Origin of the sequence: Mycobacterium sp. Root265 (genome assembly GCF_001428895.1) — a bacterium.
Classification (GTDB): domain Bacteria; phylum Actinomycetota; class Actinomycetes; order Mycobacteriales; family Mycobacteriaceae; genus Mycobacterium.
This window is the reverse complement of sequence record NZ_LMJA01000030.1, coordinates 406,458-428,241: the sequence shown is the minus strand read 5'-3', so window position 1 is coordinate 428,241 and position 21,784 is coordinate 406,458. Positions and strand designations below refer to the sequence as shown.

Here is a 21,784-nt window from a genome sequence, read left to right as displayed (position 1 = left end):
CCAGTGGTGTTAGCCCGCCGCTGGAGCGGGATAGCTCAGGTAGTGCGCCAGCACCGGACCGAGCCACTCGACGAGTTCGCGGTCCGGCATCCGGGCCAGTGGCGGGGTGCCGAGGATGTGGCGCGAGACGGCAACGCCGAGCAATTGTGCGCCGATCAAGGCCGCCCGTTCGGCGGGCCGGTCCGGCACGATCGCGGCCAGGGCCGGGGCCACCTGTGCGGCAAAGACTTCGAGCAAGGCGTCGGCGGCTCCCCGGTGGGTGGCGGCGGCCCGCAGCAGCGGCAAAAACGGGCCGTCGGGCGCCCAGACCTCGACGAACATCGGGATCACCAGTGCGGCGATATCGGCCGGGGCCACGCCGGTCAGATCCGGGAAGGTGATGTCCAGTTGGGTCGCCGCCGCGAACAGGCCGGCCTTGTTGCCGAAGTAGTGCATCACCAGCGCCGGGTCGACCGCCGCCGCCGCCGCGACGGATCGGATGGTGGTGCGCTCGAACCCCTGCTCGCCGAACTGTGCTTGCGCGGCGGCCAGGATGCCGGCCTTGGTGGCCTCACCGTCGCGCGGTCTCGTTGCCATGCCGTGCAGCTTATTCAACACTTGTTGACACAGGCAATGGTCGGGCCTAACGTCGAGTTCAACAGTTGTTGAACTCAGTTCCAGGAGGTTCGAGTGACCGTCACCGCCATCCAGATCGGCCTCGATCCCGACGTCATCGACGTGACATCCCCCGACTTCGCGCGGTTCCCCGGGCTGACCAGAGAGAAGCTGCGCGCCGCCAACGACGACAACGTCGCGGGTCTGCGGGCCGCCGGCTACCTGGTGGACAACTGCCTCATCCCGTTCGGTGAGGCCGGGACGGCGAAGGCCCTGGAGCAGTTGGAGGCCGGCAGCTACGACGCCGTGCTGATCGGCGCCGGGATCCGCCTGGTGGCCGGCAATACGCTGCTGTTCGAGTCGATCGTCAACGCCGCCCATGTCACCCAGCCGGGCTGCCGGTTCGTGTTCAACAAGGACGCGGTGCCCACGCCGGACGACATCCGCCGCTGGTACCCGAGCCCGGAGGCGGTGCCGGCCCGATGAACACTGTCGATGTCATCGTCGTGGGCGCCGGACCGTGCGGCCTGACGGCGGCTGGCGACCTCGCCCGTGCCGGTCGCTCGGTGGTGGTGCTGGAGCGCTGGCCGACGGTAAACCCGTCCAGCCGGGCGTTCGTCACCATGGCCCGGACGCTCGAGGTGCTCGACGCCCGCGGGCTGGCCGACGACCTGTTGGCAGGCGCGCACCGGACGCCGGGGGTGACCATCTTCGGTGGCGCGCGCATCGATCTCACCCACCTGGATTCCGCCTATCCGTTCGCGATGATCACCCCGCAGACCAATGTCGATGCGGCCCTTGATCGTTACGCCTCCGCGCAGGGCGCCGATGTGCAGCGCGGCTACGAGGTCGTTTCGCTGACGCAGGACGGCGATGGGGTGACGGTGACCGCGCGGTCCCGCGCCGATGGCAGCGACACCTCCTGGCGGGCTCGGTTCGTGGTGGCCGCCGACGGTGCGCACAGCACGGTACGGACGTTGATCGGCGCGGACTTTCCGGGAAAGACCATCCTGTCCTCGGTGGTGCTGGCCGATGTGAAACTTGCGCACGGACCATCCAGCGATGGGCTGACGCTGCGCAGCACGCCGGAAGAGTTCGCGTTCCTGGCGCCCTATGGGGACGATTGGTACCGGACCATGCTGTGGGACCGCGGCTTTCAGGTCGCCGACGAAGTCCCCGTCGAGGACGCCGAGATCATCGACGTGCTGAAGCGCGCCACGGGTAGGGACCTGGGCATCGTCGAGGTCAGCTGGAAGTCGCGATTCCATTGCGACGAAAGGCAAGTCACGCAGTACCGGCACGGTCGGGTGTTCCTAGCCGGGGATGCCGCGCACGTGCACTCCCCCATGGGCGGGCAAGGCATGAACACCGGCATTCAGGACGCGGCCAACCTGGCATGGAAGCTCGACGCCGTGCTGGGCGGTGCTTCTGAAGCCGTGCTGGACACCTATCACGCGGAACGTCATCCGATCGGTAAGCGGGTGCTACGGCAGTCCGGGCTGATGGCGCGTGGGGTGACGCTGCATCCGCGGGTCGCTCGGGGCTTGCGGAACGTCATTGCCCCGCGGCTACTTCGGGTCCCCGCGGTACGGGATGCGGTGGCGGGCAGCTTCTCCGGTATCGGATTGCGGTACGGGCGGGTGGGTGTGCGCGCGGCGCAGATCCCACTGGTGTCCGGAACGTTGACCGAGCTGCAGCGGACACCGGGTTTCGTGTTGGTGCGTGAACACGGGGCTATGCCGGTGGAGGTGTCTGGTCTGCTGCAGGCCGAACGGACCGATGCCGGTCCGGCCGTGCTGGTGCGGCCCGATGGGTATGTGGCGTGGACCGGATCGTCTTCGGATCGCGAAGGGCGGGATGCGTGTCTGACGCGGTGGACCGGTGCGGTTCGTTCAGCGGTCTGAAGCCGCGGTCCGGCACACCCGGTAGCACTCGAAGGCGACCAAGGCGGCGTGCAGCGGACCCCACTCCCCCGGAATGTAGTCGCGCGCCTGCACCAAATGGTCCGCCAGTTCTGGTGATTCGTCGTGGAGGATTCTGCGGGCGCGCCGTGCGTGGAAGGTGTCCGACGCGATCTTGATGACCGGGCTACCGGCCATCAACGGCACCGAGTACTTGATGTTCTCGACGGTGGTCGTCGACTGGTCCTCGATCACCACGTTGTGCGCCGGCACCCCGAGTTGGTGGACTGCGTAGTCGGCCATCATCTGTGCCTCCGGAAGCTTGCTGCGCACGGCACCGCCGGAGAACACGAACCGCGCACGATCGGGATCGGTGGAGCGCACCGCGATGCGTACCCGCCAGCGGTGCAGGATCGGCAGAGGATTTCCCAGCACCAGCACGCACTCACCAGCAGTGATCTGCCGGGGGTTGGTGGCTCCGGTCGGCAGCGCGGATCTGGACGCTCTCCACGTGCTCCACTCGGCCCATCCGAACCCCACGGTCAAAGCTGCCGCCGTTACCGCGGCCCAGCTTTTACCGGCAGTCATCGACCCATTCGATCACAACCGCAGGTCAACTCTCACACCTAGTTCGTCGTGGGAGGTGGTGGTTCGTACGGTGTGTACCACCACCATTGCGCGCGTTCCCCGGTCGGGCCTGTGCACGGTGGTACGTCGGGTGGGGGTTTGGTGGGTGGTCGGGCCAGTGATCGGTTGGTGAGGGGTTCGCCTTCACTGTCGGTGACTCGTAGTGTCTCGGCGGGTCCGGTGATCGTGATGCCGCCGCGGTGATGCATGCGGTGGTGNCATTGCGCGCGTTCCCCGGTCGGGCCTGTGCACGGTGGTACGTCGGGTGGGGGTTTGGTGGGTGGTCGGGCCAGTGATCGGTTGGTGAGGGGTTCGCCCTCGCTGTCGGTGACTCGTAGTGTCTCGGCGGGCCCGGTGATCGTGATGCCGCCGCGGTGATGCATGCGGTGGTGGAAAGGGCAGAGCAGGACCAAGTTGGACAGCTCGGTCGGACCGCCGTTCTCCCAGTGCACCAGGTGATGGGCATGCAGACCGCGGGCGGCCCCGCAACCCGGGACGACGCAGGTCTGGTCGCGGTGCTCCAGCGCGCGGCGCAGCCGGCGGCTGATCGTTCTGGTCGCCCGGCCCACCCCGATGGGTCGGCCGTGGCGTTCGAACCACACCTCACACGTCGCATCACAGAGTAGATATCGCCGGTCGTCTGCTGTCAGCGCAGGACCCAGATGCAGCGCGGCGACGGGTTTCTCGACATCGACGTGGACTACGACGGTGGTGTGCTGGCCGTGCGGGCGCCGCTGCACTTCGGTGTCCCAGCCGGCCTCAACCAGGCTCATGAACGCATCCACCCCGTCCGGGAACGGCGGTGCCTGCTCAGAGATCTTTGGCTCGGCGTCGCTGTCGCGGGCCCAGCCGTCCTCGGGGTCGATGCTGTCGGCGTTGTCGTGGTCGCGTTTCCAGTCCGCGACCAACGCATCGCGGTGTGACTGCAGGCCGGCCTCGAATTTCGCGGCCTCCACCTTGGGCAGGGTGATCCGCNGTCGTGGTCGCGTTTCCAGTCCGCGACCAACGCATCGCGGTGTGACTGCAGGCCGGCCTCGAATTTCGCGGCCTCCACCTTGGGCAGGGTGATCCGCCACGTCGTGGAATCGTCGCCCTCGATCATGGTGATCTTGCGTTTCGGTTCTGGCTTGGACTCTGGTTCGGGGCGGGGTTCCTGCTTGACCGCGGTACGCAACTGATTCACCGTGGCGTACTGCACCAGTTCGGCGTAGTGCTCATCGCAACCCTGGCCGCCGTGTTCGGCGATGACCCCGAGCTGATCGAGCGACACCCGGCCCTCCCGTAACCCCGCGACGCAGCGTTCAAGTTCATTGATGCGATGAGCGATGGCGACCATGGTGTCGGCGTTACGCGGTGAGACACCGGTCTTCCAGGCCACCAACGCCTCCAGGGAACGACACCCCGTGGCACCCCACAACGCATTACCGTCGGCGGCGCCCCTGCCGTCGATCTCGGCGATGATCTCCACCAACCGACCATCGAGGGCATTACGCTGCCCGATCAGCTCACCCATCTCCTCGAACAACACCTCAATACGCCGCACCGGAGGCACGTGCTCGGCGTAAGCGGTTGTGGGAGGCGGCATATCACGATTCTAGAAGAGAGGTCCGACAAGTTCGGATAGCTTCGCAGGGGTACCGCGAGGAGGACTTCAATGAACCGCACGGCTTCGCACCGCCGGCGCCTGAAGTCGCTGCGCCGATCCCGCGTCCGCTCCTATACAGGCGGGTGGGCCGTGGTGACGGGCGCGGCCCGCGATGTCGGCCTGGGATACGCGTTCGCCCGGCAATTGGCCGCCGAAGGGTTGAACCTGATCATCGTCGACGTGCTCGAGGAGGATCTGACCGCACGGGCCGCCGAACTGCGCGCCGAGTTCGGTACCGAGGTGCGGGCCGTGGCGTGCGATATGGGCGATACCAACGCGATTGAGCAGATCGCAAGTGCCGCCGCCGGCGCCGAGATCGATGTGCTGGTGTGCAATCACATGTTCACTCCCCCGGACACTCCGAAGATCCTGGACATGTCGCTCGATGTGCACCGCCGGATGATCGACATCAATGCCCGCGGCTACACCGACCTGGTGCACCGCTTCGGCAATCAGATGCGCGCCCAGGGCCGGGGGGCGATCATCATCGTGTCGTCAGGCGTCGGTCTGACGTCCAGTCCGTTCACCGGGGCGTACAGCGCGAACAAGGCGTTTCAAATCTGCCTCGGCGAGTCACTCTGGTTCGAGCTGCTCGGCACTGGGGTCGACGTGCTGGTGATGGTGGGCGGTCTGATGAACACGCAGGGCGACCTCTTCGACACCTATCCGCAGTGGCTGATCTCCGAACCGCACGCGGTGGTGCGACGGGTCCTCAAGGCATTGGGCCGCAAACACATGCTGGTGCCGAGCCTGCCGAATCGGCTGTTCCTCCTCGCGCAGACCCGGCTCATGACGCGCCGGCGTGCAGTGATGACGATCGGACGTTTCCAGGCGAAGGGCCTCGGGAAATCGGACTGATCATCACGGTTTGACCACCGAGTGATTGCGAAGCGGTTTGTGGGTCGAGGCCGACGATCGAGGCACCATAGGTTCTATAGGTGCACCGTCGGACGGCCCTCAAACTCCCGCTTCTCTTGGCAGCCGGCGCTGCACTGAGCCAGGTACCGATCGCGTCCGCGGCGGCACCCCGCTGGCCGGCGGACCGTGCGAACACCTGGTATCAGGCGCAGGGCTGGCTGGTCGGCGCCAACTACGTTCCCGTGACGGCCAGCAATCAGATCGAGATGTGGCAGGCGGGCACCTATGACCCGCGGCGCATCGACGGTGAATTCCAGCTGGCACGACGGGTCGGGATGAACACCATGCGGGTGTTTCTCCACGATCAGCTGTGGGCTCAGGACCGCGCCGGATTTCTGCGCCGCGTGCAGCAGTTCCTCAACATCGCCTCCAGCCGAGGTATCAAACCGCTGTTCGTGCTCTTCGACTCCTGCTGGGACCCGCATCCGAAGGTCGGTCCGCAGCGCGCGCCGACTCCTGGCGTGCACAACTCGGGCTGGGTTCAAGGGCCGGGCGCCGAGTTGATCGACGACCCCGCCTACCTTCCCGTGCTGCGCGATTACGTCACCGGAGTGATCGGAGCGTTCCGCGGTGACAGTCGCATCCTGGGCTGGGACCTCTGGAACGAACCGGACAACCCGGCCAAGCAGTACCGCAAGGTCGAACGCTCCGACAAGCAGCAGGTGGTCGCGAAGCTGCTGCCGCAGGTCTTCGAGTGGGCGCGGTCGGTCGATCCCGTACAGCCACTGACCAGCGGTGTGTGGCAGGGCAATTGGGCCTCCGGTCGTCGCAGCGCCATCGCGTCGATCCAGCTCGACAACTCCGACGTCATCACATTCCACAGCTATGGGACGCCGGACCAATTCGACGCTCGCATAGATGAACTCGCCCCGTTGGGTCGCCCGATGATCTGCACCGAGTACCTGGCCCGCGAGGAAGGCAGCACCGTCGAGGGCATCCTGCCCATCGCGAAGAAACGCGGGGTCGGTGTCTACAACTGGGGGTTCATCGCCGGCCGCACCCAGACCTACCTGCCGTGGGATTCCTGGGATAAGCCCTATAAAGAGGCCCCCAAGACGTGGTTCCACGATCTGATCCAGCCGGACGGTAGCGCGTATCGTCCCAGCGAAATCGCGACCATCCAGAAGCTGACCGCCAAGGCGCCGCCGGCCTGACGATCCGCCGATACCGTGACTCAAAGTCTTGTGCAATCATCAGGACTTGGGGGGCGATGGCAGACGTTCTGTTCGTAACGATGGACGGCGGCGGCAACGTGCCGCCGATGCTCGGCGTGGCCGGAGCACTCGCCGCTCGCGGGCACCGTGTCAGAATCATCGGACACGAGCGTTTGCGGGCTGAGGTAGAACGCACCGGGCTGCCGTTCCATGCGTATGACCGAGCGCGAGAATGGGACTCGACCGCGCGAACAGAGCGCGCTCATGTGGGTGCCCATGTTCAACGACGCACACATCGGCGCTGAGGTCCGACAGATTTGTGCGCTGGACAGACCGGACGTCGCCGTCGTCGACTGCATGCTCCTTCCTGCACTGCGGGCGGTGCAGGACGCCAACATTCCCAACGTGGTGTTCACCCACACTTTTCGGGGCTACATGAACGGCCTGCACCGGCTCGGCGCCGGGACGGCTGCTCGTCTGTACGGGTACCGGATCTCAAGAATGTGGGACTCTGCAGACCTCAACGTGGTGGCATCGGTACGTGGACTCGATCCCGGATCACGTCGGCGACCACCAGACAATGTGCGTTGGGTGGGGCCGGTGGTGGATTCCCACGCGCCTCAAAGAGGCGATAGTCTGCCACTTGTCCTGGTGAGCATGTCCACCAACGGCTTTCGGGGCCAGCGCCGTACCGTGACGCGAATCATCAACGCGCTGTCGACGCTGCCGCTACGTGCGATCGTGACCACCGGCGGAGTGCTCGATCCCGACTCGCTTCCGAAGGCACGCAATGTTGATGTCGTCGGCTACGTCGACCACGGCGAACTGATGCCCAAATGTTCCCTGCTCATCGGGCACGGTGGCCATTCCAGCACCTTCCGGGCCCTTGCACATGACATGCCCGCGCTCGTCATTCCGGCCAGTCCGCTGTCGGATCAACGCATGATCGGCACCGCGATCTCCGCCGCCGGCGCAGGAATGACCCTCAGCAGGTCGGCGTCTACGACGTCCATTCGCCGCGCGGTGGATGGACTGCTCACCGAACCGGGGTGGCGCGACGCTGCGGCACGAATCGGGGCCGACATACGGGCGACCGACGCTGCGGGTGAGGCCGCTGAGCTGATCACCGGCCTCGCATAAAGCACGGCCAGGCCTGGCCAGGTGCGCAGTGTCAAGAATCAACCGGAGCAAGTGTCAGGCATCAGCCGAAACAACACGGCCGTGAGTGGGGCGGGCGGGGCTCGAACCCGCGACCAAGGGATTATGAGTCCCCGGCTCTAACCAACTGAGCTACCGCCCCGACGCGTAATGCGGCACCTATGTTCGCACAGCACCCCCGACCGCCCCGCACCCCGGTTACGCTCACCGCGTGATCAGATTCCTGCTGCGCATCGCGGTATTCCTGGGGTCCTCGGCCATCGGGTTGCTGGTCGCCTCGCTGCTCGTGCCAGGCGTGACGCTGCGCCCGCTCGGATTCCTCACCGCGGTGGTGATCTTCACCGTCGCGCAGGCCATCCTGTCGCCGTTCTTCCTCAAGATGGCCAGCCGCTACGCCTCGGCATTCCTGGGCGGTATCGGGCTGGTGTCCACCCTGGCAGCGCTGGTGCTGGCCTCGCTGTTCTCCAGCGGCATCAGCATCCGCGGAATCGGCTCCTGGATCGCGGCTACCGTGATCGTCTGGCTGGTCACCGCCATCGCCACCCTGGTGCTGCCGGTGCTGGTACTGAAGAAGAAGACCGCTACGAGCTGAAGACGGGCTGACCTGCTCGATCGAGAAGTGTTCGAGCGCATCGGCGTGCGCCATTACCGCGCGATCGCCTCCAACACCGACGCGTAACTCTCCTTGACCACGTCGAGATGCACCCAGCTCTCGACCACCCCGACGCTGGGCAACGCACGGATGGCATCGAGGATCTCCACCAGCTGCGCCGCGGAAAACGCACGCACCGTGGCCAGTACGTCGAACCGGCCCAGTGTGCGGGCCACGAAGATCACCGACCGCATCGCCATCAGCGCCGACACGGCCTCCCCGGCCGGCCCGGTCAGCCGGATCCCCAACCCCAGCGCGCTCTGGCGGTCCTGACCGGAGTGGCGCACCACCGCACCGATGCGCACCACCTGTGCCTCCACCAACCGGACCACCCGGCGACGCGCTCCCGCCGGTGAAAGGCCCACCGCCGCGGCGAGTTCCACATACGAGGCACGGCCGTCGTCCTGCAGCGCCCGCAGCAGCGCCAAGTCCACGGCATCGACTTCCACGCTGACCTGCCCGACCGGGCCGATGACATCGCGCAGCACCTCCACGTAGCTCAGGGTGTCGACACCGACAACCCCGTCCAGCGCGCGCAGTTCGTCGACCACCCGGTCGATCTCGTGTAGCGACGCAACCCGCACCTCCGCGATCAGCCCGTAGGCCCCACTGGTCAGCGACAGAAACGCCACATCGACACGACGGGCCAGTCGCTGCGCGATCCCGGCCGCCGGGCCGTCGACCGTCAGGCTGATGTGCGCCAGTGCGCCCCGGCCCAGCACCGCCGGATGCGCCACCCCGCGCACCACCACCTGCCCGCTCTCGATCAGTCGCTGTACCCGGGTCGCCGCGACCGACCGCGACAACCCCACCCGCTTGGCGATCTCCCGGTGCGTCAACCGGCCGTCAACTTCCAACAGACTGACGATTGCCTCGTCAACCTCGTCCATCTGGACCTCCCGGCGAAATTGGTCAGAGTTTTTTCTGCACGTCTCCGTACCGCAAAAAGATCGCTCAATACGTACCCAGAAGCAATTTCTGACCGATTTGTTCGCATTCACCGGCATATCGACATCAGAAACACCAGCGTAACGAATGAATCGATTGCGCAGGTCAGCGTTCGGACTTACCGTAATCCACATCACATTCCCTGCGCCGTAAGGATCGTCATGACCCTCACCGAATCGGCCGCCGCCACTCCCCCCAAAGCCACCAGGATCGAAACCCACGGCGTCGAAACCATCCCCGACGACGAACGATCCGCCGGGCCCCTGGATCTGTTCCGGCTCATCTTCGGCGGCGCCAACACCATCGCGACCGTCGTGCTCGGCACGTTTCCGATCCTGTTCGGGCTGTCCTTCCGCGACGCGCTGCTGGCCACCCTGGCGGGGTTGCTGCTCGGATCGCTGATCCTGGCGCCGATGTCGCTGTTCGGCCCGCGCAACGGCACCAACAATGCCGTGTCGTCGTCGGCGCACCTCGGAGTGCACGGGCGCGTCGTCGGCTCATTCCTGTCCCTGCTGACCGCGGTCGCGTTCTTCTCCATCTCGGTATGGACCTCCGGCGATGTGCTGGTCGGTGGCGCGAATCGGGCAATCGGTCTGCCGCAGAACGATATTGCGGTCGGCGTCGCCTACGGAATCTTCGCGCTGCTGGTGCTGGTGGTGTGCATCTACGGATTCCGATTCATGTTGCTGGTCAACAAGATCGCCGTCATCGCCGCCACCTGTCTGTTCCTGGCGGGCATCGTCGCGTTCGGGGGCATGTTCGACGCCGGGTACGCAGGCACTCTGGTGCCGGGCGACCCGATGTACTGGCCCTCCTTCGTCGGCGCCGCCCTGATCGTGATGTCCAACCCGGTGTCCTTCGGCGCCTTCCTCGGCGATTGGGCCCGCTACATCCCGCGCGACACCCCGGGCTGGAAAACCATGGTGGCCACCATCGCCGCGCAACTGTCCACCCTGGTGCCGTTTCTGTTCGGTCTGGTCACCGCCACCGTCATCGCCACCAACGCACCCGAGAACTTCGCCAACGGCGACTACGTCGGCGGGCTGCTCACCGTCTCCCCCGGCTGGTACTTCATCCCGGTCTGCCTGATCGCACTGATCGGCGGCATGTCGACCGGCACCACCGCGCTGTACGGCACCGGACTGGACTTCTCCAGTGTGTTCCCCCGGTTCAACCGGGTGCAGGCCACCATTCTCATCGGCGCTATCGCCATTGTGTTCATCTTCGTCGGCCGGTTCGCGTTCAATGTGGTGCAGAGCATTTCGACGTTCGCGGTGCTCATCGTCACGTGCACCGCACCGTGGATGGTGGTCATGATGATCGGTTGGTTCACCCGCCGCGGCTGGTATGACCCCGATGCCCTGCAGGTGTTCAACCGACGGCAGCGCGGCGGCCGGTACTGGTTCAGCCACGGCTGGAACTGGCGCGGCCTGGGCGCCTGGCTGGTCTCGGCGGCGCTGTCCATCAGCTTCGTCAACCTGCCCGACCAGTTCGTCGGCCCGCTGGGCAATCTGGCCGCCGGGATCGACCTGTCCATCCCGGTCGGGCTGGGTCTGGCCGCCGTGCTGTATCCCGCCCTGCTGTGGGCATTCCCCGAACCCCGCGACGCCTTCGGCCCGGACGGCCCACGCGCCGTCCCCGCCGGCCCCGCCGCCAACACCCCCATCACCTCGGAGGACTGATTCATGAACTCGCCCATCGGACCCGTCGACGCGTCCAAGGTGCCCCGTTTCGCCGGACCCGCCACCTTCGCCCGGCTGCCGCGGCTGGACCAGGTCACCAAGGCCGACGTCGTGGTGGCCGGCGTGCCGTTCGACTCCGGCGTCTCCTACCGGCCCGGCGCCCGGTTCGGTCCCACCCACGTGCGCGAGTCCTCCCGGCTGCTGCGCCCGTACAACCCCGCCATGGACGTTTCGCCGTTCGAGCTGATCCAGGTGGCCGACGCCGGTGACATCGCGGCCAATCCGTTCAACATCCACGAGGCGATCGAGACGATCGAAGGCGCCGCACGGGATCTCACCGCCGACGGCACCAAACTCGTCACCATCGGCGGCGACCACACCATCGCGCTGCCCCTGCTGCGTGCCGCGGCGGCCAAGCACGGACCCGTCGCGCTGGTGCACTTCGACGCCCACCTGGACACCTGGGACACCTACTTCGGGGCCGAGTACACCCACGGCACCCCGTTCCGGCGGGCTGTGGAGGAAGGCATCGTCGACACCGAGGCACTCTCCCACGTCGGCACCCGCGGCCCGCTGTACGGCAAGAAGGATCTCGAGGATGACCGGCGCTTCGGTTTCGGCATCGTCACCTCGTCCGACGTGTACTACCAAGGGGTCCGCGAGGTCGTGGACAAGCTGCGCCAGCGCGTCGGGAACCGGCCGGTGTACGTGTCCATCGATATCGACGTGCTCGATCCCGCCCACGCGCCGGGCACCGGCACCCCGGAGGCCGGTGGGATCACCAGCCGCGAACTGCTGGAGATCCTGCGCGGGTTCCGCGGCCTGAACCTGGTCGGTGCCGATGTCGTCGAGGTCTCCCCCGCCTATGACCACGCCGAGATGACCGGGATCGCCGCCTCGCACGTCGCCTACGACCTGGTATCGCTGCTGGCTCTGGGTCACGATGCGTAACGGCGGCGACCTGGTCGTCGAAACCGTGACCGCACTGGGTGTTTCGCACGTCTTCGGGATTCCCGGCCAGAACGCGCTCGGCCTGTTCGACGCCATCCGCCGCAGCGATCTGCGGTTCATCAGCTCACGGGTGGAGAACAACTCGGCGTTCGGGGCCGACGGGTACAGCCGCGTCACCGGAGAGGTGGGGGTGCTGTTCCTGTCCACCGGACCCGGAGCGCTGACCGCTCTCGGCGCGTTGCAGGAGGCCTACGCCACCGGGGTGCCGCTGCTGGTGATCGCCAGCCAGGTGCCGCGCTCAGGTCTGGGGCTGCGCCGCGGCATGCTCCACCAGCTCGACGACCAGAAGGCCAGTGCGGTCAATGTCACCAAATCGGTGGCGACGGTGCGGGAAGCGTCCGAAATCCCCAGCCTGCTGGCCGACGCCTACGCGCTGGCGCAGTCCGCACCGGCCGGACCGGTGTGGGTGGAGATCCCCCAGGACGTGCTGCTGGATCCGGTCGAAAACGGTTACGTGCCGCCCGTGCCGACGTTGTCACCGGTGGTGACGCAGCGGGCACCGCGCGCCGAGCTGGTGGATGCCGCAGCAGCACAGTTGAATTCCGCTGACCGCCCGGTGATCCTGGCCGGCGGCGGGGTACGCCGCTCACCCGGCGGGCCGGCGGCGTTGGTGGCGCTGGCCGAGAAGATCGGTGCACCAGTGGTCTCCACGGTCGGCGGCAAGGGCGCGATCCCGTTCGAGCACCCGCTGTCGGCGGCGTCCTGGATCGAGGACCGCTACACCACCGAGCTGCTCGAGGGCGCCGATGTCCTGCTGGCGGTCGGCACCGCGATGGGCGAGGTCACCAGCAACTACTTCACCTTCGCCCCGCGGGGTCAGCTGATCCACATCGATGCCGAGGCGCGGGTGTTGGAGGCCAACCATCGGGCGCTGGCTCTCCATGCCGACGCCGCCACGGCATTGTCGGCGCTGGCCGAGAAGGTCGATGCCCGTGACACATCGGCAGGGGTTGCCGCCGCGGCCACCTTGCGAAAGTCCGTCGAGGACAGGCTCGCCACCCAGAACGTGGACGTCGAGCTGACGCTGATGTCCGATCTGCGCGCCGCCGTCCCGGGCGGCACGCACACGTTCTGGGATATGACGATTGCCGGCTACTGGGCGTGGTCGGCGTGGGATCCACGCGGTGGCGCGTTCCACTCGGCCCAGGGCGCCGGCGGCCTGGGGTTCGCGTTTCCCGCTGCGCTGGCGGCGGCCATCGCCACCGGGGAGCGCACCTTCGCGGTCTCCGGGGACGGGGGTGCGATGTACTCGATCGCCGAACTGGCCACCGCGCGCCAGCATGACGCCAAGGTGACCTGGCTGATCGTCGATGACGGCGGCTACGGCATCCTGCGCGAATACATGACCGCCACCTTCGGCGCCGCGACCGCCACCGAACTCGCTCGACCCGATTTCGCCGCGCTGGCAGCCAGTTTCGGGATCGCCGCGCACACCGCCACGCTGGAATCTGTCGGTGAGATCATCGCCGGCACCTTCGACACCGACGGTCCCGCCGTCGTCGTCCTGCCCGCACTGCTGCGGATGTTTGCGCCAACTCACCTCTGATCAAGGAGCCTCATCATGGGCAAACCACTCGATATCGCGATCGTCATCGGCTATCTGATCGCCATGCTGGCGTTCGGCTTCTGGGGCAAGACCCGCACGAAGGACTCCGCGGACTTCCTTGTCGCGGGACGGCGACTCGGCCCGGTCTTCTACACCGGCACCATGGCCGCCGTCGTACTCGGCGGCGCCTCCACCGTCGGCGGGGTCGGCCTCGGCTACAAGTGGGGCATCTCCGGCATGTGGCTGGTGGTCGCGATCGCCGTCGGCCTGTTGGCGCTGAGCCTGCTGTTCGCCGGACCCATTCAGCGCCTGCGGGTCTACACCGTGGCGCAGATGCTCAGCCTGCGTTACGGCGTCGACGCGACCTCTGCGTCGGGCATCGTGATGGTCGCCTACACGTTGATGCTGTCGGTGACCTCGACCATCGCCTACGCCACGGTCTTCAACGTGTTGTTCGGTACCGGCCGCACCCTGTCGGTGATCATCGGTGGCGCCGTGGTCATGCTGTACTCGGCGATCGGCGGCATGTGGTCGATCACCTTGACCGATATGGTGCAGTTCATCCTCAAGACCATCGGGGTGTTCCTGCTGCTGCTGCCGTTCACCTGGAACAAGGCGGGCGGCCTGGACGGCATCCGGGAACGCGCGGGCGACGCGGTGTTCAGCATGACCGCGATCGGCACCGACACCATTATCACGTTCTTCGTGGTCTACAGCTTCGGAATGCTGATCGGACAGGACATCTGGCAGCGCGTGTTCACCGCCCGCTCACCCCAGGTGGCCAAATGGGGCGGCACCGCCGCCGCGGTGTACTGCTTCTTCTACGGCATCGCCGGGGCCCTGATCGGGATGGCGGCCTCCACGTTCCTGCCCGATGTGGAAGCCAAGGACGATGTGTACGCGCAGATCGCGGAATCCATTCTGCCGGTGGGGATCAGCGGCCTGGTGCTGGCCGCGGCCGTCGCGGCGATGATGTCCACCGCGTCCGGTGCGCTCATCGCCACCGCCACGGTGGCCCGCACCGATGTCAAACCGTTGCTGCTACGCCTGTTCCGCAAACCCGCCGATACCGCGGGAACCGCTGAGGTGGAAGTCCATTCGGACCGCCGCTATGTCGCGGTGCTCGGCATCCTGGTGATCATCATCGCCGCCTTGCTCAACGACGTGGTGGGTGCGCTGACTCTCGCCTACGACATCCTGGTGGGCGGTCTGCTGGTGGCGATCCTCGGCGGCTTCCTGTGGAAGCGGGCAACAGGCGCCGGCGCGCTGGCCTCCATGGCGGTGGGCACCGTGGTCACGCTGGGCACCATGGCGGTGGTCGGCGATGTGCTGGCCAACGAGCCGATCTACTACGGCCTGGCCGCCAGCCTGATCGCCTACATCGTCGTCAGCCTGCTGACCCCGCGGACCTCCGCGGCGGTGATGCAGGTGTGGGATGACCGGCTGGCCGGTCGTGATGCCGACGTGCAGGTGTAGCTCCGTCACTGCTGAAGACCAAGAAGACCGCTACGAGCTGAACACGGGCTGGCCGTCGACGCCGAGCAGGTAGTGCTCCACGCCGTCGGCCACCCGCGGCGCATCACCTCCGAGCGCGACCGCGATCTTGTTGGTGCCGTTGCGCATCACATCCAGCGTGATCTCCAGAGCCTGCTCGGCCGAGAAGTGTTCGAGCACAACGGCAGCCGACTCACCGACCGAAGAAGGTGTCCAGATCAGCGCATCCACATAGCGCAGCGCCGCCTTCTGTGCCGACGTCAGCTGGTCGGACTGCCCGTACGCGCTGATGTCGTCGTACAACGACTCGGAACCGCCCGCATCGAGCGCGGTCGTCTCGCGCAGCGACTGGCAGAGCCGGCAATTGTGCTGGGTCGCGCCGCGCAGCCGAACGATCTCGGTGGTCAACGGATCCAGCCCCCGCATCGCTCCGACCGCGGAGGTGAAGCGGTTCAACAGCGCATCCGCCGGATGGGTGGTGCGGTCCCACGAGTCCGGATCCGGAAACGTCATGCCCAACGCAGTCAGACCGGCACGCACCCGGGGCACGAAATCGGCCACGTACATCAACGCCACGACCCCCAGCACCTCGGCGCCGAAGGCCGCCACCAGGGCACCCCGCTGCTCGGCGGTCACCCCGGCGACGTCGGTGCTGAACTGCTCGGCGAACTCCGCGAGCACCGGCTCGGCCTCCGAGGAGGCTGCCGCTTCGGACGGTAGCGGCGCCAGGCCTACCGCCTGCGCGCACACCGTGCGCATCAGCATGTTTTCGGGGGCGAGCCCGGCCGGGGACAGCGCCACCAGATCGGTCAGTAGGTCCAGCACGGCCTCGATCCTCCCCCACAACGCACCCGTGGCGGGTGAAACCTCGAAACTTCAGGTGTGAAAGTGCGATGTGACGGGCGAGGTAATGTTGTGGGCATAGAGGCCGCTCAGGCCTCACAGTAAAGGGCTCGCTATGTCTGATAAATCTGCTCGACAATCTCGACCGCTGGATGCGCATGACAACCACTGAGCCGGAACTTCTTTCGTTGGGCATCATGGCTCGTTCGCGGAAGCCGAACGAGCAGCGGCTGCCCATTCACCCCGCGCACTTCAGCAGGATCGAACCCGAACTTCGGCAGCGGATCTTCCTGGAGCACGGCTACGGCGAGGATTTCGGCGCGACCGACGACGGTCTGGCTGAACTCGTCGGCGGAGTGAGATCACGCGCGGAGCTGATCGCCGAGTGCGACGTCATCGTGTTGCCCAAGGTGCAGGCCGAGGACCTCGCGGACATGCGAGTCGGGCAGGTCGTCTGGGGATGGCCGCACTGCGTACAGGATTTCGCGCAAACCCAGGTCGCCATCGACCGGCGGCAGACGCTGATCGCCTTCGAGGCGATGAATCACTGGCAGGCGGACGGCGGCTTCGGTTTGCACGTCTTCCACAAGAACAACGAACTCGCGGGCTACTGCTCCGTGCTGCACGCCATGCAGCTCGCCGGCGTCACCGGCAGTTACGGTCGACGACTCCGGGCCGCCGTCCTCGGCTTCGGCGCGACGGCCCGCGGTGCCGTCACCGCACTGAACGCACACGGTGTCGACGACGTCCGGGTACTCACCAACCGCGACGTGGCCGCTGTCGGGTCACCGATCCCGTCGACTCAGATCATCCAGATGCGACCTGATGAGGACACCCCTGAACAGATTTTGGCCGACACACCGGAGGACGGCGCCGTACCGGTGGCGAGCCTGTTGGCCGAGAACGACATCGTCGTCAACTGTGTGCTCCAGGATCCCAACGCGCCCCTGATCTTCGTGACCGAAGACGATCTCGCGGCATTCACCCCGGGCAGCCTGCTCATCGACGTGTCCTGTGACACCGGCATGGGTTTCAGTTGGGCGCGCCCCACCTCGTTCACCAGCCCGGTCATCGAAAAGGCTCATGGCGTGCAGTATTACGCGGTGGATCATAGTCCGTCCTACCTGTGGAACTCCGCGACCTGGGAGATCAGCGAGGCGCTGCTCCCGCACATCGAAACGGTGCTCAAGGGACCCGCCGCGTGGGATGACAACGCCACGATCTCGCGCGCCATCGAGATTCGGGACGGCACGGTCATCAATCCCGAGATCCTCAAATTCCAGCGTCGCGCCGAAGCGCATCCGCATCCGGTTATTGCGCCTGACTGACCGAGGACATGTGGAAGTCGGGAATCCGCAACGGCGGCATGGTCGCCCGGGTCGCCCAGTCGCCCCACTCCCGCGGCAGGGTCGGCTCGCTGACGCCGGCCTCGGTGGCGCGGCGCAGCAGATCCAGCGGGCTCTCGTTGAACCGGAAGTTGTTGACCGCGGCGGTCACCTCACCGTCCTCGATCAGGTACACCCCGTCACGGGTGAGCCCGGTCAGCAGCAGCACCGCCGGGTCCACCGTGCGGATGTACCACAGCGTGGTCAGCAGCAGGCCGCGTTCGGTGCCGGCGATCATGTCCGCCAGCGACGTCGTTCCGCCGGTCATCAGCAGGTTGTCGGCCGGAACCGTCACCGGCGCATCGAATTCCGCGGCCGCGGCACGCGGATAGGCCAGCGCGTTGATGGTGCCGTCCCGCAGCCAGTCGACCCGGCCGATGTCCATCCCGTTGTCGAAGATGGACGCCTGCTCCGAGGAGCGTGACGCCACCACGAACGGGGTGCACTCCTGCCCGGGCGCGGCCGGATCGGAATACAGGGTCAGGCCCAGATCGGTAAGCCTCTCGCCCACCCGGGTACCACCGGGCGCCGACAGCGCGGTGCGACCCTCCTGTGCGCCGCGGCCGTCCATGCTCCAGCCCAGGTAGATGAGCATGTCGGCGACGGTCGACGGCGGCATCAACGTCTCGTAGCGCCCGGCGGGCAACTCGATGGTCCGCGCCGCCCAGCCCAGCCGGGTCGACAACTCCTCGAGCAGACCGTCGGTGGGCACATCGGTGAAATCCGGTGTGCCGACGCCGGCCCACGCGCTGGCGCCGTTGCGTTTGGCGTTGATCTCCACCGAGCCGGTCGGCTGGGTGAAGCGGCGGCGCAGCCCGCCCGACGTGGCGACGAACGTGGTCTCCAAGATGTGCCGGGCGTACCCGTAGAGCCGGTCTTCGCCGCGGAAACCACGCACCAGACTGGTTGCCACATCGGCGAATACATCCGCCCCGGTGCTCGGCACCGGTATATCCCAGTCCGCGGGCGCCGGCCCACCGGGCAGCGCCGGTGCGTTGTCGCTGGCCGCCGGGGCCGACGCCGCGGCGGCCTGGGACGCCGCGACCAGCGCTGCGAGCGCGGCCTGATCGACCTCGGTGGAGCTCACCGACCCGACGTGCGCTTGCTCACCGCGGCGCACCACCGAGATGACCGTGGTGCTGCGGCCGCGGGACTCACCGTTGGTGGTCATGGAATTACCGGCCCAGCGCAGCGAGGCATCGGCGCGGTCGGTGACGATGACGGTGGTTTCATCGGCGCCGCCGAGCCGGGCGGCCTCGGCCAGCACCTGGTCGACGAGCTGTTGTGCGGCGATCATGAGCGCCCCGATTCGGCTTGCGTGTTGAGCACATTCACTCCCCGGAACAGTGCCGACGGGCATCCGTGGCTGACCGGCGCGACCTGGCCGGGCTGGGCCTTGCCGCAGTTGAAGGCGCCGCCGAGCCGCCAAGTGGACGGCCCTCCAACGGCTTCCATCGATCCCCAGAAGTCGGTGGTGGTGGCCTGGTAGGCGACGTCGCGCAGTTGGCCGTCCAGCTTGCCGTCCCGGATCCGGAAGAACCGCTGTCCGGTGAACTGGAAGTTGTACCGCTGCATGTCGATTGACCAGGATTTGTCGCCGACGATGTAGATGCCGTCGGATACCCGCGAGATCAGGTCGTCGGTGCTGAGGTCTTCGGTGCCCGGCTGCAGCGAGACGTTCGCCATCCGCTGGATCGGTACGTGGTGCGCGGAGTCCGCATAGGAGCAGCCGTTGGAGCGTGACTCCCCCAGCCGCGGCGCGAACACCCGGTCCAGCTGGTAGCCGACGAACAGTCCGTCGCGCACCAGGTCCCAGCTCTGCGCGCGCACCCCCTCGTCGTCGAAACCGGTGGTGGCCAAGCCGTGCTCGACGGTGCGGTCGGCGGTCACGTTCATCACCGGCGAGCCGTACTGCATGCTGTTCAGCTTGTCCGGGGTGGCGAACGAGGTGCCGGCGTAGGCCGCCTCGTAGCCGATGGCCCGGTCGTATTCGGTGGCGTGACCGATGGATTCGTGGATGGTGAGCCACAGATTTGACGGGTCGATCACCAGGTCGGTAGGACCTGCGGTGACGGTGGGCGCCTTCACCTTCTCGGCCAGCAGTGCCGGCAATTCGGCCAGCTCGGCACTCCAGTTCCAGACACTGTCATCGGCGACGGCCTCCCAGCCGCGCGCGGTCGGCGGGGCCAGGGTGCGCATGGTCTCGAAGGATCCGGCCGACGGGTCCACACTGACGGCCTCCAACGACGGCTGCACCCGCACCCGCTGCTGGGTGGTCGAGGTGCCGAAGGTGTCGGCGTAGTAGGTCTGCTCCTTGACCGCCTGCAGGCTGGCCGATACGTGGTCCACCCCGTCGGCGGCCAACAGCCGTTCCGAATAGTCGGCGAGCACCGCGATCTTGTCCGGGCCGGGCACCGTGAACGGGTCGATGCGGTAGGCCGACACCCAGCTCAGGTCGTCATAGACCGGCTCGGCGGCCAACTCGATGCGCTCGGCGTTCAGCGGCGCCAGGGTGGTCGCGACCCGCACGGCGCGGCGCGCGGTGTCGGCGGCGACGGCGGGGTCCAGCTCGGCATGCGAGGCGAAGCCCCAGGTGCCGTCGACGATCACGCGCACCGCCAGACCGATCTCGCGGTCCAGGGTGGAGTTCTCCAGCTCGCCGTCGCGCAGTTGCACGACTTCGGTGGTGAGGCGGTGGATGCGCAGATCGGCGTAGCTGGCCCCGGCGGCGCGGGCCGCCGACAGAGCGGCATCGGCCAGCGCCCGGCGGGGCAGCGCGAGGAAGTCGGGGTCGACGGTTCGGCCTGTCACGGCAACCACCGTAATGGCAGGAGTTTGTCGTCAGGGGCGGGTGGGTCGCCGCGCCGCCCCTGACGACGGGAGGAAAGTCGTCAGCGCAACGGGTCGAAGGCCCGCAGGGCCTCGGGTTGCTTACCGGTGGTGATCTGCTCGGTCAGCAGCCGGCCGGTGACCGGTCCGTGCGCCAGACCCCACATGCCGTGCCCGCCGGCCACATAGAGACCGGCGCCGATCTGCCCGACCACCGGCAGGCCGTCCGCACTCACCGGGCGCGGGCCGACCCAGACATCGCTGCGCGCCTCCCAGCGCACACCGTCGAGGAGGCGTGCTGCCGAGTCGACGATCGAGCGCACCCGGGCGGGAACCACCGGGTCGTCGGGACCCCGGAATTCCATCGTGCCCGCGACCCGCATCGCGCCGCGGTAGGGCGTACAGGCCACCCGCACGGTCGGCAGGTAGACCGGACCCGGCATCGGGCGCTCCACCGGGACGGTGAAGGAGTACCCCCGGCCGGCGCGGATCGGCACCCGGACCCAGCGCTGGGCCAGGTCGGGCAGCCAGGCTCCGGTGGCCAGGACGACGGCGTCGGCGGTCAGGTCCTCGCCCCCGATGGTGCGCAGGACCACGCGGCCGTTGGTGCTCACATCGACGATGCGCTCGGTGCGCAGCGTGGCGCCGCGTTCGATCACCGCCCGTCCCAGCGCGGTCACGAACCGGCCGGGGTCGACGTAGCGCTGCTGTTCGACGGACAGTGCCACCGTGGCATCCGGGGCCGCCAGCGGCACCGCCTCGCGCAGCGCTGCGCCGGTGAGCCGGCGGGTCTGCACCGGCAGGCCGGCACGTTCGAGCATCCCGATCTCGGCACGGAGCTCATCGGCCCGCGCGTTGTTCTCGAACAGCGCCACGATCGCCGAATCGGTGGCCGGGGCGTCCACCCCGTTGGCGATCAGGACGTCGAAGGCCTCCACACATTCGGCGTTCAGCGGTTGATTGGCGTTCACCACCCGCTGGGCGGCCGCGTGGCTGCTGTGGCGCGCGAAGGTGGCGAGGAAGCGTGCCAGCCCGAAATCTGCGCGCAATGGAACATGCAGCGGGGCAGACGCGTTCAGCATCGAACGCAACCCGTATCTGAGGACGCCGGGCTGGTTGAGCGGAATGGTCAGTGCCGGTGAAACCCATCCGGCGTTACCCCAGGACGAACCGGCGGCCACCCCGTCGCGGTCCACCACCGTCACCTCGACGCCGCGCTCCTGCAGGAACCACGCCGTGGACAACCCGACGATCCCCGCTCCGACAACGATGACAGTCCGCGGCCCTTCGCCGACGCGATCGACGCCGACCATGTGATGCCCTCCGCTCCTTGGCTGGTAGTCACACCATCATCGGAGCAGCACGGCGCAAAGGCGCTGCGGAAACGGCCAATCGGC

The 21,784-nt window shown here is 67.3% G+C and carries 19 protein-coding genes, 1 tRNA gene and 2 pseudogenes; 11 read left to right on the top strand and 11 right to left on the bottom strand.

Annotated elements, in window-relative coordinates; all coding sequences use genetic code 11:
* Nucleotides 1–9 precede the first annotated feature (9 nt).
* Nucleotides 10–576 (bottom strand): TetR/AcrR family transcriptional regulator, encoded by a 567-nt coding sequence (locus ASE48_RS24510; RefSeq protein ID WP_057169753.1) that lies wholly within the window; start codon nucleotides 574–576, stop codon nucleotides 10–12.
* 93 nt (nucleotides 577–669) lie between these two features.
* Here ASE48_RS24510 and ASE48_RS24505 point away from each other — a divergent pair, with 93 nt between their 5' ends.
* A complete protein-coding gene (locus ASE48_RS24505; RefSeq protein ID WP_057169752.1) occupies nucleotides 670–1,080 on the top strand; it encodes a hypothetical protein in 411 nt (136 codons plus the stop codon).
* Nucleotides 1,077–2,498, top strand: coding sequence for an FAD-dependent monooxygenase (locus tag ASE48_RS24500; protein ID WP_057169751.1), 1,422 nt, complete (start codon nucleotides 1,077–1,079; stop codon nucleotides 2,496–2,498). Before ASE48_RS24505 ends, ASE48_RS24500 begins: the two co-directional genes overlap by 4 nt.
* Here ASE48_RS24500 and ASE48_RS24495 read toward each other — a convergent pair.
* The 4 genes and pseudogenes from ASE48_RS24495 to ASE48_RS33545 all read right to left on the bottom strand — a co-directional run.
* Nucleotides 2,487–3,083, bottom strand: a complete 597-nt coding sequence (locus tag ASE48_RS24495; RefSeq protein ID WP_082614393.1) for a YdcF family protein — start codon at nucleotides 3,081–3,083, stop codon at nucleotides 2,487–2,489. The genes ASE48_RS24500 and ASE48_RS24495 overlap by 12 nt on opposite strands.
* A 38-nt stretch (nucleotides 3,084–3,121) precedes the next feature.
* Nucleotides 3,122–3,340: pseudogene (locus ASE48_RS33890) on the bottom strand (hypothetical protein); the annotation flags it as partial.
* Between the two features lies 1 nt (nucleotide 3,341).
* Nucleotides 3,342–4,097 (bottom strand): annotated as a pseudogene (locus ASE48_RS33550) (DUF222 domain-containing protein); the annotation flags it as partial.
* Between the two features lies 1 nt (nucleotide 4,098).
* Nucleotides 4,099–4,707, bottom strand: a 609-nt coding sequence (locus tag ASE48_RS33545) for a DUF222 domain-containing protein (RefSeq protein WP_156409375.1), incomplete at its 3' end; no start/stop codon positions are given.
* Nucleotides 4,708–4,776: 69 nt separating this feature from the next.
* Between ASE48_RS33545 and ASE48_RS24485 the strand changes: the two genes are divergently transcribed.
* The 3 genes from ASE48_RS24485 (at nucleotide 4,777) to ASE48_RS24475 (ending at nucleotide 7,979) form a co-directional block, all read left to right on the top strand.
* On the top strand, nucleotides 4,777–5,625 hold the full coding sequence (locus tag ASE48_RS24485; protein ID WP_057169749.1) for an SDR family NAD(P)-dependent oxidoreductase: 849 nt from the start codon (nucleotides 4,777–4,779) through the stop codon (nucleotides 5,623–5,625).
* A gap of 80 nt (nucleotides 5,626–5,705) precedes the next feature.
* Entirely contained in the window at nucleotides 5,706–6,839 is a 1,134-nt protein-coding gene (locus ASE48_RS24480; protein WP_057169748.1) for a cellulase family glycosylhydrolase, read from the top strand.
* A 357-nt stretch (nucleotides 6,840–7,196) separates the two neighbouring features.
* A complete protein-coding gene (locus ASE48_RS24475) occupies nucleotides 7,197–7,979 on the top strand; it encodes a glycosyltransferase (protein WP_162264266.1) in 783 nt (260 codons plus the stop codon).
* An 86-nt stretch (nucleotides 7,980–8,065) separates the two neighbouring features.
* Here the strand turns inward: ASE48_RS24475 and ASE48_RS24470 are convergent.
* Nucleotides 8,066–8,139 (bottom strand) — tRNA-Ile (locus ASE48_RS24470).
* A gap of 69 nt (nucleotides 8,140–8,208) precedes the next feature.
* On the opposite strand from ASE48_RS24470, the gene ASE48_RS24465 reads away from it, so the two are divergent.
* Nucleotides 8,209–8,589, top strand: coding sequence for a phage holin family protein (locus ASE48_RS24465; protein WP_057169746.1), 381 nt, complete (start codon nucleotides 8,209–8,211; stop codon nucleotides 8,587–8,589).
* Nucleotides 8,590–8,642: 53 nt separating this feature from the next.
* On the opposite strand, the gene ASE48_RS24460 is transcribed toward ASE48_RS24465, so the two are convergent.
* Complete coding sequence (locus ASE48_RS24460) at nucleotides 8,643–9,539, bottom strand: Lrp/AsnC family transcriptional regulator (protein ID WP_057169745.1); 897 nt, start codon at nucleotides 9,537–9,539, stop codon at nucleotides 8,643–8,645.
* 219 nt (nucleotides 9,540–9,758) lie between these two features.
* Between ASE48_RS24460 and ASE48_RS24455 the strand changes: the two genes are divergently transcribed.
* The 4 genes from ASE48_RS24455 to ASE48_RS24440 are packed head-to-tail and all read left to right on the top strand — an operon-like array spanning nucleotide 9,759 to nucleotide 15,312.
* The gene (locus tag ASE48_RS24455) at nucleotides 9,759–11,279 is read left to right on the top strand and encodes a purine-cytosine permease family protein (protein ID WP_057169744.1); all 1,521 of its coding nucleotides are present in this window, start codon (nucleotides 9,759–9,761) and stop codon (nucleotides 11,277–11,279) included.
* 3 nt (nucleotides 11,280–11,282) lie between these two features.
* Nucleotides 11,283–12,230, top strand: coding sequence for an agmatinase (gene speB, locus ASE48_RS24450; RefSeq protein WP_057169743.1), 948 nt, complete (start codon nucleotides 11,283–11,285; stop codon nucleotides 12,228–12,230).
* On the top strand, nucleotides 12,223–13,836 hold the full coding sequence (locus ASE48_RS24445) for a thiamine pyrophosphate-binding protein (RefSeq protein ID WP_057169742.1): 1,614 nt from the start codon (nucleotides 12,223–12,225) through the stop codon (nucleotides 13,834–13,836). Before speB ends, ASE48_RS24445 begins: the two co-directional genes overlap by 8 nt.
* A 15-nt stretch (nucleotides 13,837–13,851) precedes the next feature.
* The gene (locus tag ASE48_RS24440; RefSeq protein WP_057169741.1) at nucleotides 13,852–15,312 is read left to right on the top strand and encodes a sodium:solute symporter; all 1,461 of its coding nucleotides are present in this window, start codon (nucleotides 13,852–13,854) and stop codon (nucleotides 15,310–15,312) included.
* A gap of 30 nt (nucleotides 15,313–15,342) precedes the next feature.
* Here the strand turns inward: ASE48_RS24440 and ASE48_RS24435 are convergent, their stop codons facing one another.
* Entirely contained in the window at nucleotides 15,343–16,155 is an 813-nt protein-coding gene (locus ASE48_RS24435; RefSeq protein ID WP_057169740.1) for a carboxymuconolactone decarboxylase family protein, read from the bottom strand.
* 215 nt (nucleotides 16,156–16,370) lie between these two features.
* Here ASE48_RS24435 and ASE48_RS24430 point away from each other — a divergent pair, with 215 nt between their 5' ends.
* Nucleotides 16,371–17,501, top strand: a complete 1,131-nt coding sequence (locus ASE48_RS24430; protein ID WP_442928756.1) for a N(5)-(carboxyethyl)ornithine synthase — start codon at nucleotides 16,371–16,373, stop codon at nucleotides 17,499–17,501.
* Here the strand turns inward: ASE48_RS24430 and ASE48_RS24425 are convergent.
* The 3 genes from ASE48_RS24425 to ASE48_RS24415 all read right to left on the bottom strand — a co-directional run bounded on the left by ASE48_RS24425 (nucleotide 17,485) and on the right by ASE48_RS24415 (nucleotide 21,700).
* Nucleotides 17,485–18,855, bottom strand: coding sequence for a metallopeptidase TldD-related protein (locus ASE48_RS24425; RefSeq protein WP_057169738.1), 1,371 nt, complete (start codon nucleotides 18,853–18,855; stop codon nucleotides 17,485–17,487). The genes ASE48_RS24430 and ASE48_RS24425 overlap by 17 nt on opposite strands.
* Nucleotides 18,852–20,369 carry a TldD/PmbA family protein gene (locus ASE48_RS24420; protein WP_057169737.1) on the bottom strand — a complete coding sequence of 506 codons (1,518 nt, stop codon included), beginning with the start codon at nucleotides 20,367–20,369 and terminating at the stop codon, nucleotides 18,852–18,854. The genes ASE48_RS24425 and ASE48_RS24420 overlap by 4 nt, the downstream gene beginning before the upstream one ends.
* 80 nt (nucleotides 20,370–20,449) lie before the next feature.
* Nucleotides 20,450–21,700, bottom strand: a complete 1,251-nt coding sequence (locus tag ASE48_RS24415; protein WP_057169736.1) for an NAD(P)/FAD-dependent oxidoreductase — start codon at nucleotides 21,698–21,700, stop codon at nucleotides 20,450–20,452.
* Between the last annotated feature and the right edge of the window lie 84 nt (nucleotides 21,701–21,784).

What these genes read in the sequence shown, in the direction of transcription:
- ASE48_RS24510 (WP_057169753.1), bottom strand. Translation starts at nt 576, where the DNA reads ATGGCAACGAGACCGCGCGACGGTGAGGCCACCAAGGCCGGCATCCTG.
- ASE48_RS24500 (WP_057169751.1), top strand. Translation starts at nt 1,077, where the DNA reads ATGAACACTGTCGATGTCATCGTCGTGGGCGCCGGACCGTGCGGCCTG.
- ASE48_RS24495 (WP_082614393.1), bottom strand. Translation starts at nt 3,083, where the DNA reads ATGACTGCCGGTAAAAGCTGGGCCGCGGTAACGGCGGCAGCTTTGACC.
- ASE48_RS24485 (WP_057169749.1), top strand. Translation starts at nt 4,777, where the DNA reads ATGAACCGCACGGCTTCGCACCGCCGGCGCCTGAAGTCGCTGCGCCGA.
- ASE48_RS24475 (WP_162264266.1), top strand. Translation starts at nt 7,197, where the DNA reads ATGCTCCTTCCTGCACTGCGGGCGGTGCAGGACGCCAACATTCCCAAC.
- ASE48_RS24460 (WP_057169745.1), bottom strand. Translation starts at nt 9,539, where the DNA reads ATGGACGAGGTTGACGAGGCAATCGTCAGTCTGTTGGAAGTTGACGGC.
- ASE48_RS24455 (WP_057169744.1), top strand. Translation starts at nt 9,759, where the DNA reads ATGACCCTCACCGAATCGGCCGCCGCCACTCCCCCCAAAGCCACCAGG.
- speB (WP_057169743.1), top strand. Translation starts at nt 11,283, where the DNA reads ATGAACTCGCCCATCGGACCCGTCGACGCGTCCAAGGTGCCCCGTTTC.
- ASE48_RS24445 (WP_057169742.1), top strand. Translation starts at nt 12,223, where the DNA reads ATGCGTAACGGCGGCGACCTGGTCGTCGAAACCGTGACCGCACTGGGT.
- ASE48_RS24440 (WP_057169741.1), top strand. Translation starts at nt 13,852, where the DNA reads ATGGGCAAACCACTCGATATCGCGATCGTCATCGGCTATCTGATCGCC.
- ASE48_RS24430 (WP_442928756.1), top strand. Translation starts at nt 16,371, where the DNA reads ATGGCTCGTTCGCGGAAGCCGAACGAGCAGCGGCTGCCCATTCACCCC.
- ASE48_RS24425 (WP_057169738.1), bottom strand. Translation starts at nt 18,855, where the DNA reads ATGATCGCCGCACAACAGCTCGTCGACCAGGTGCTGGCCGAGGCCGCC.
- ASE48_RS24415 (WP_057169736.1), bottom strand. Translation starts at nt 21,700, where the DNA reads ATGGTCGGCGTCGATCGCGTCGGCGAAGGGCCGCGGACTGTCATCGTT.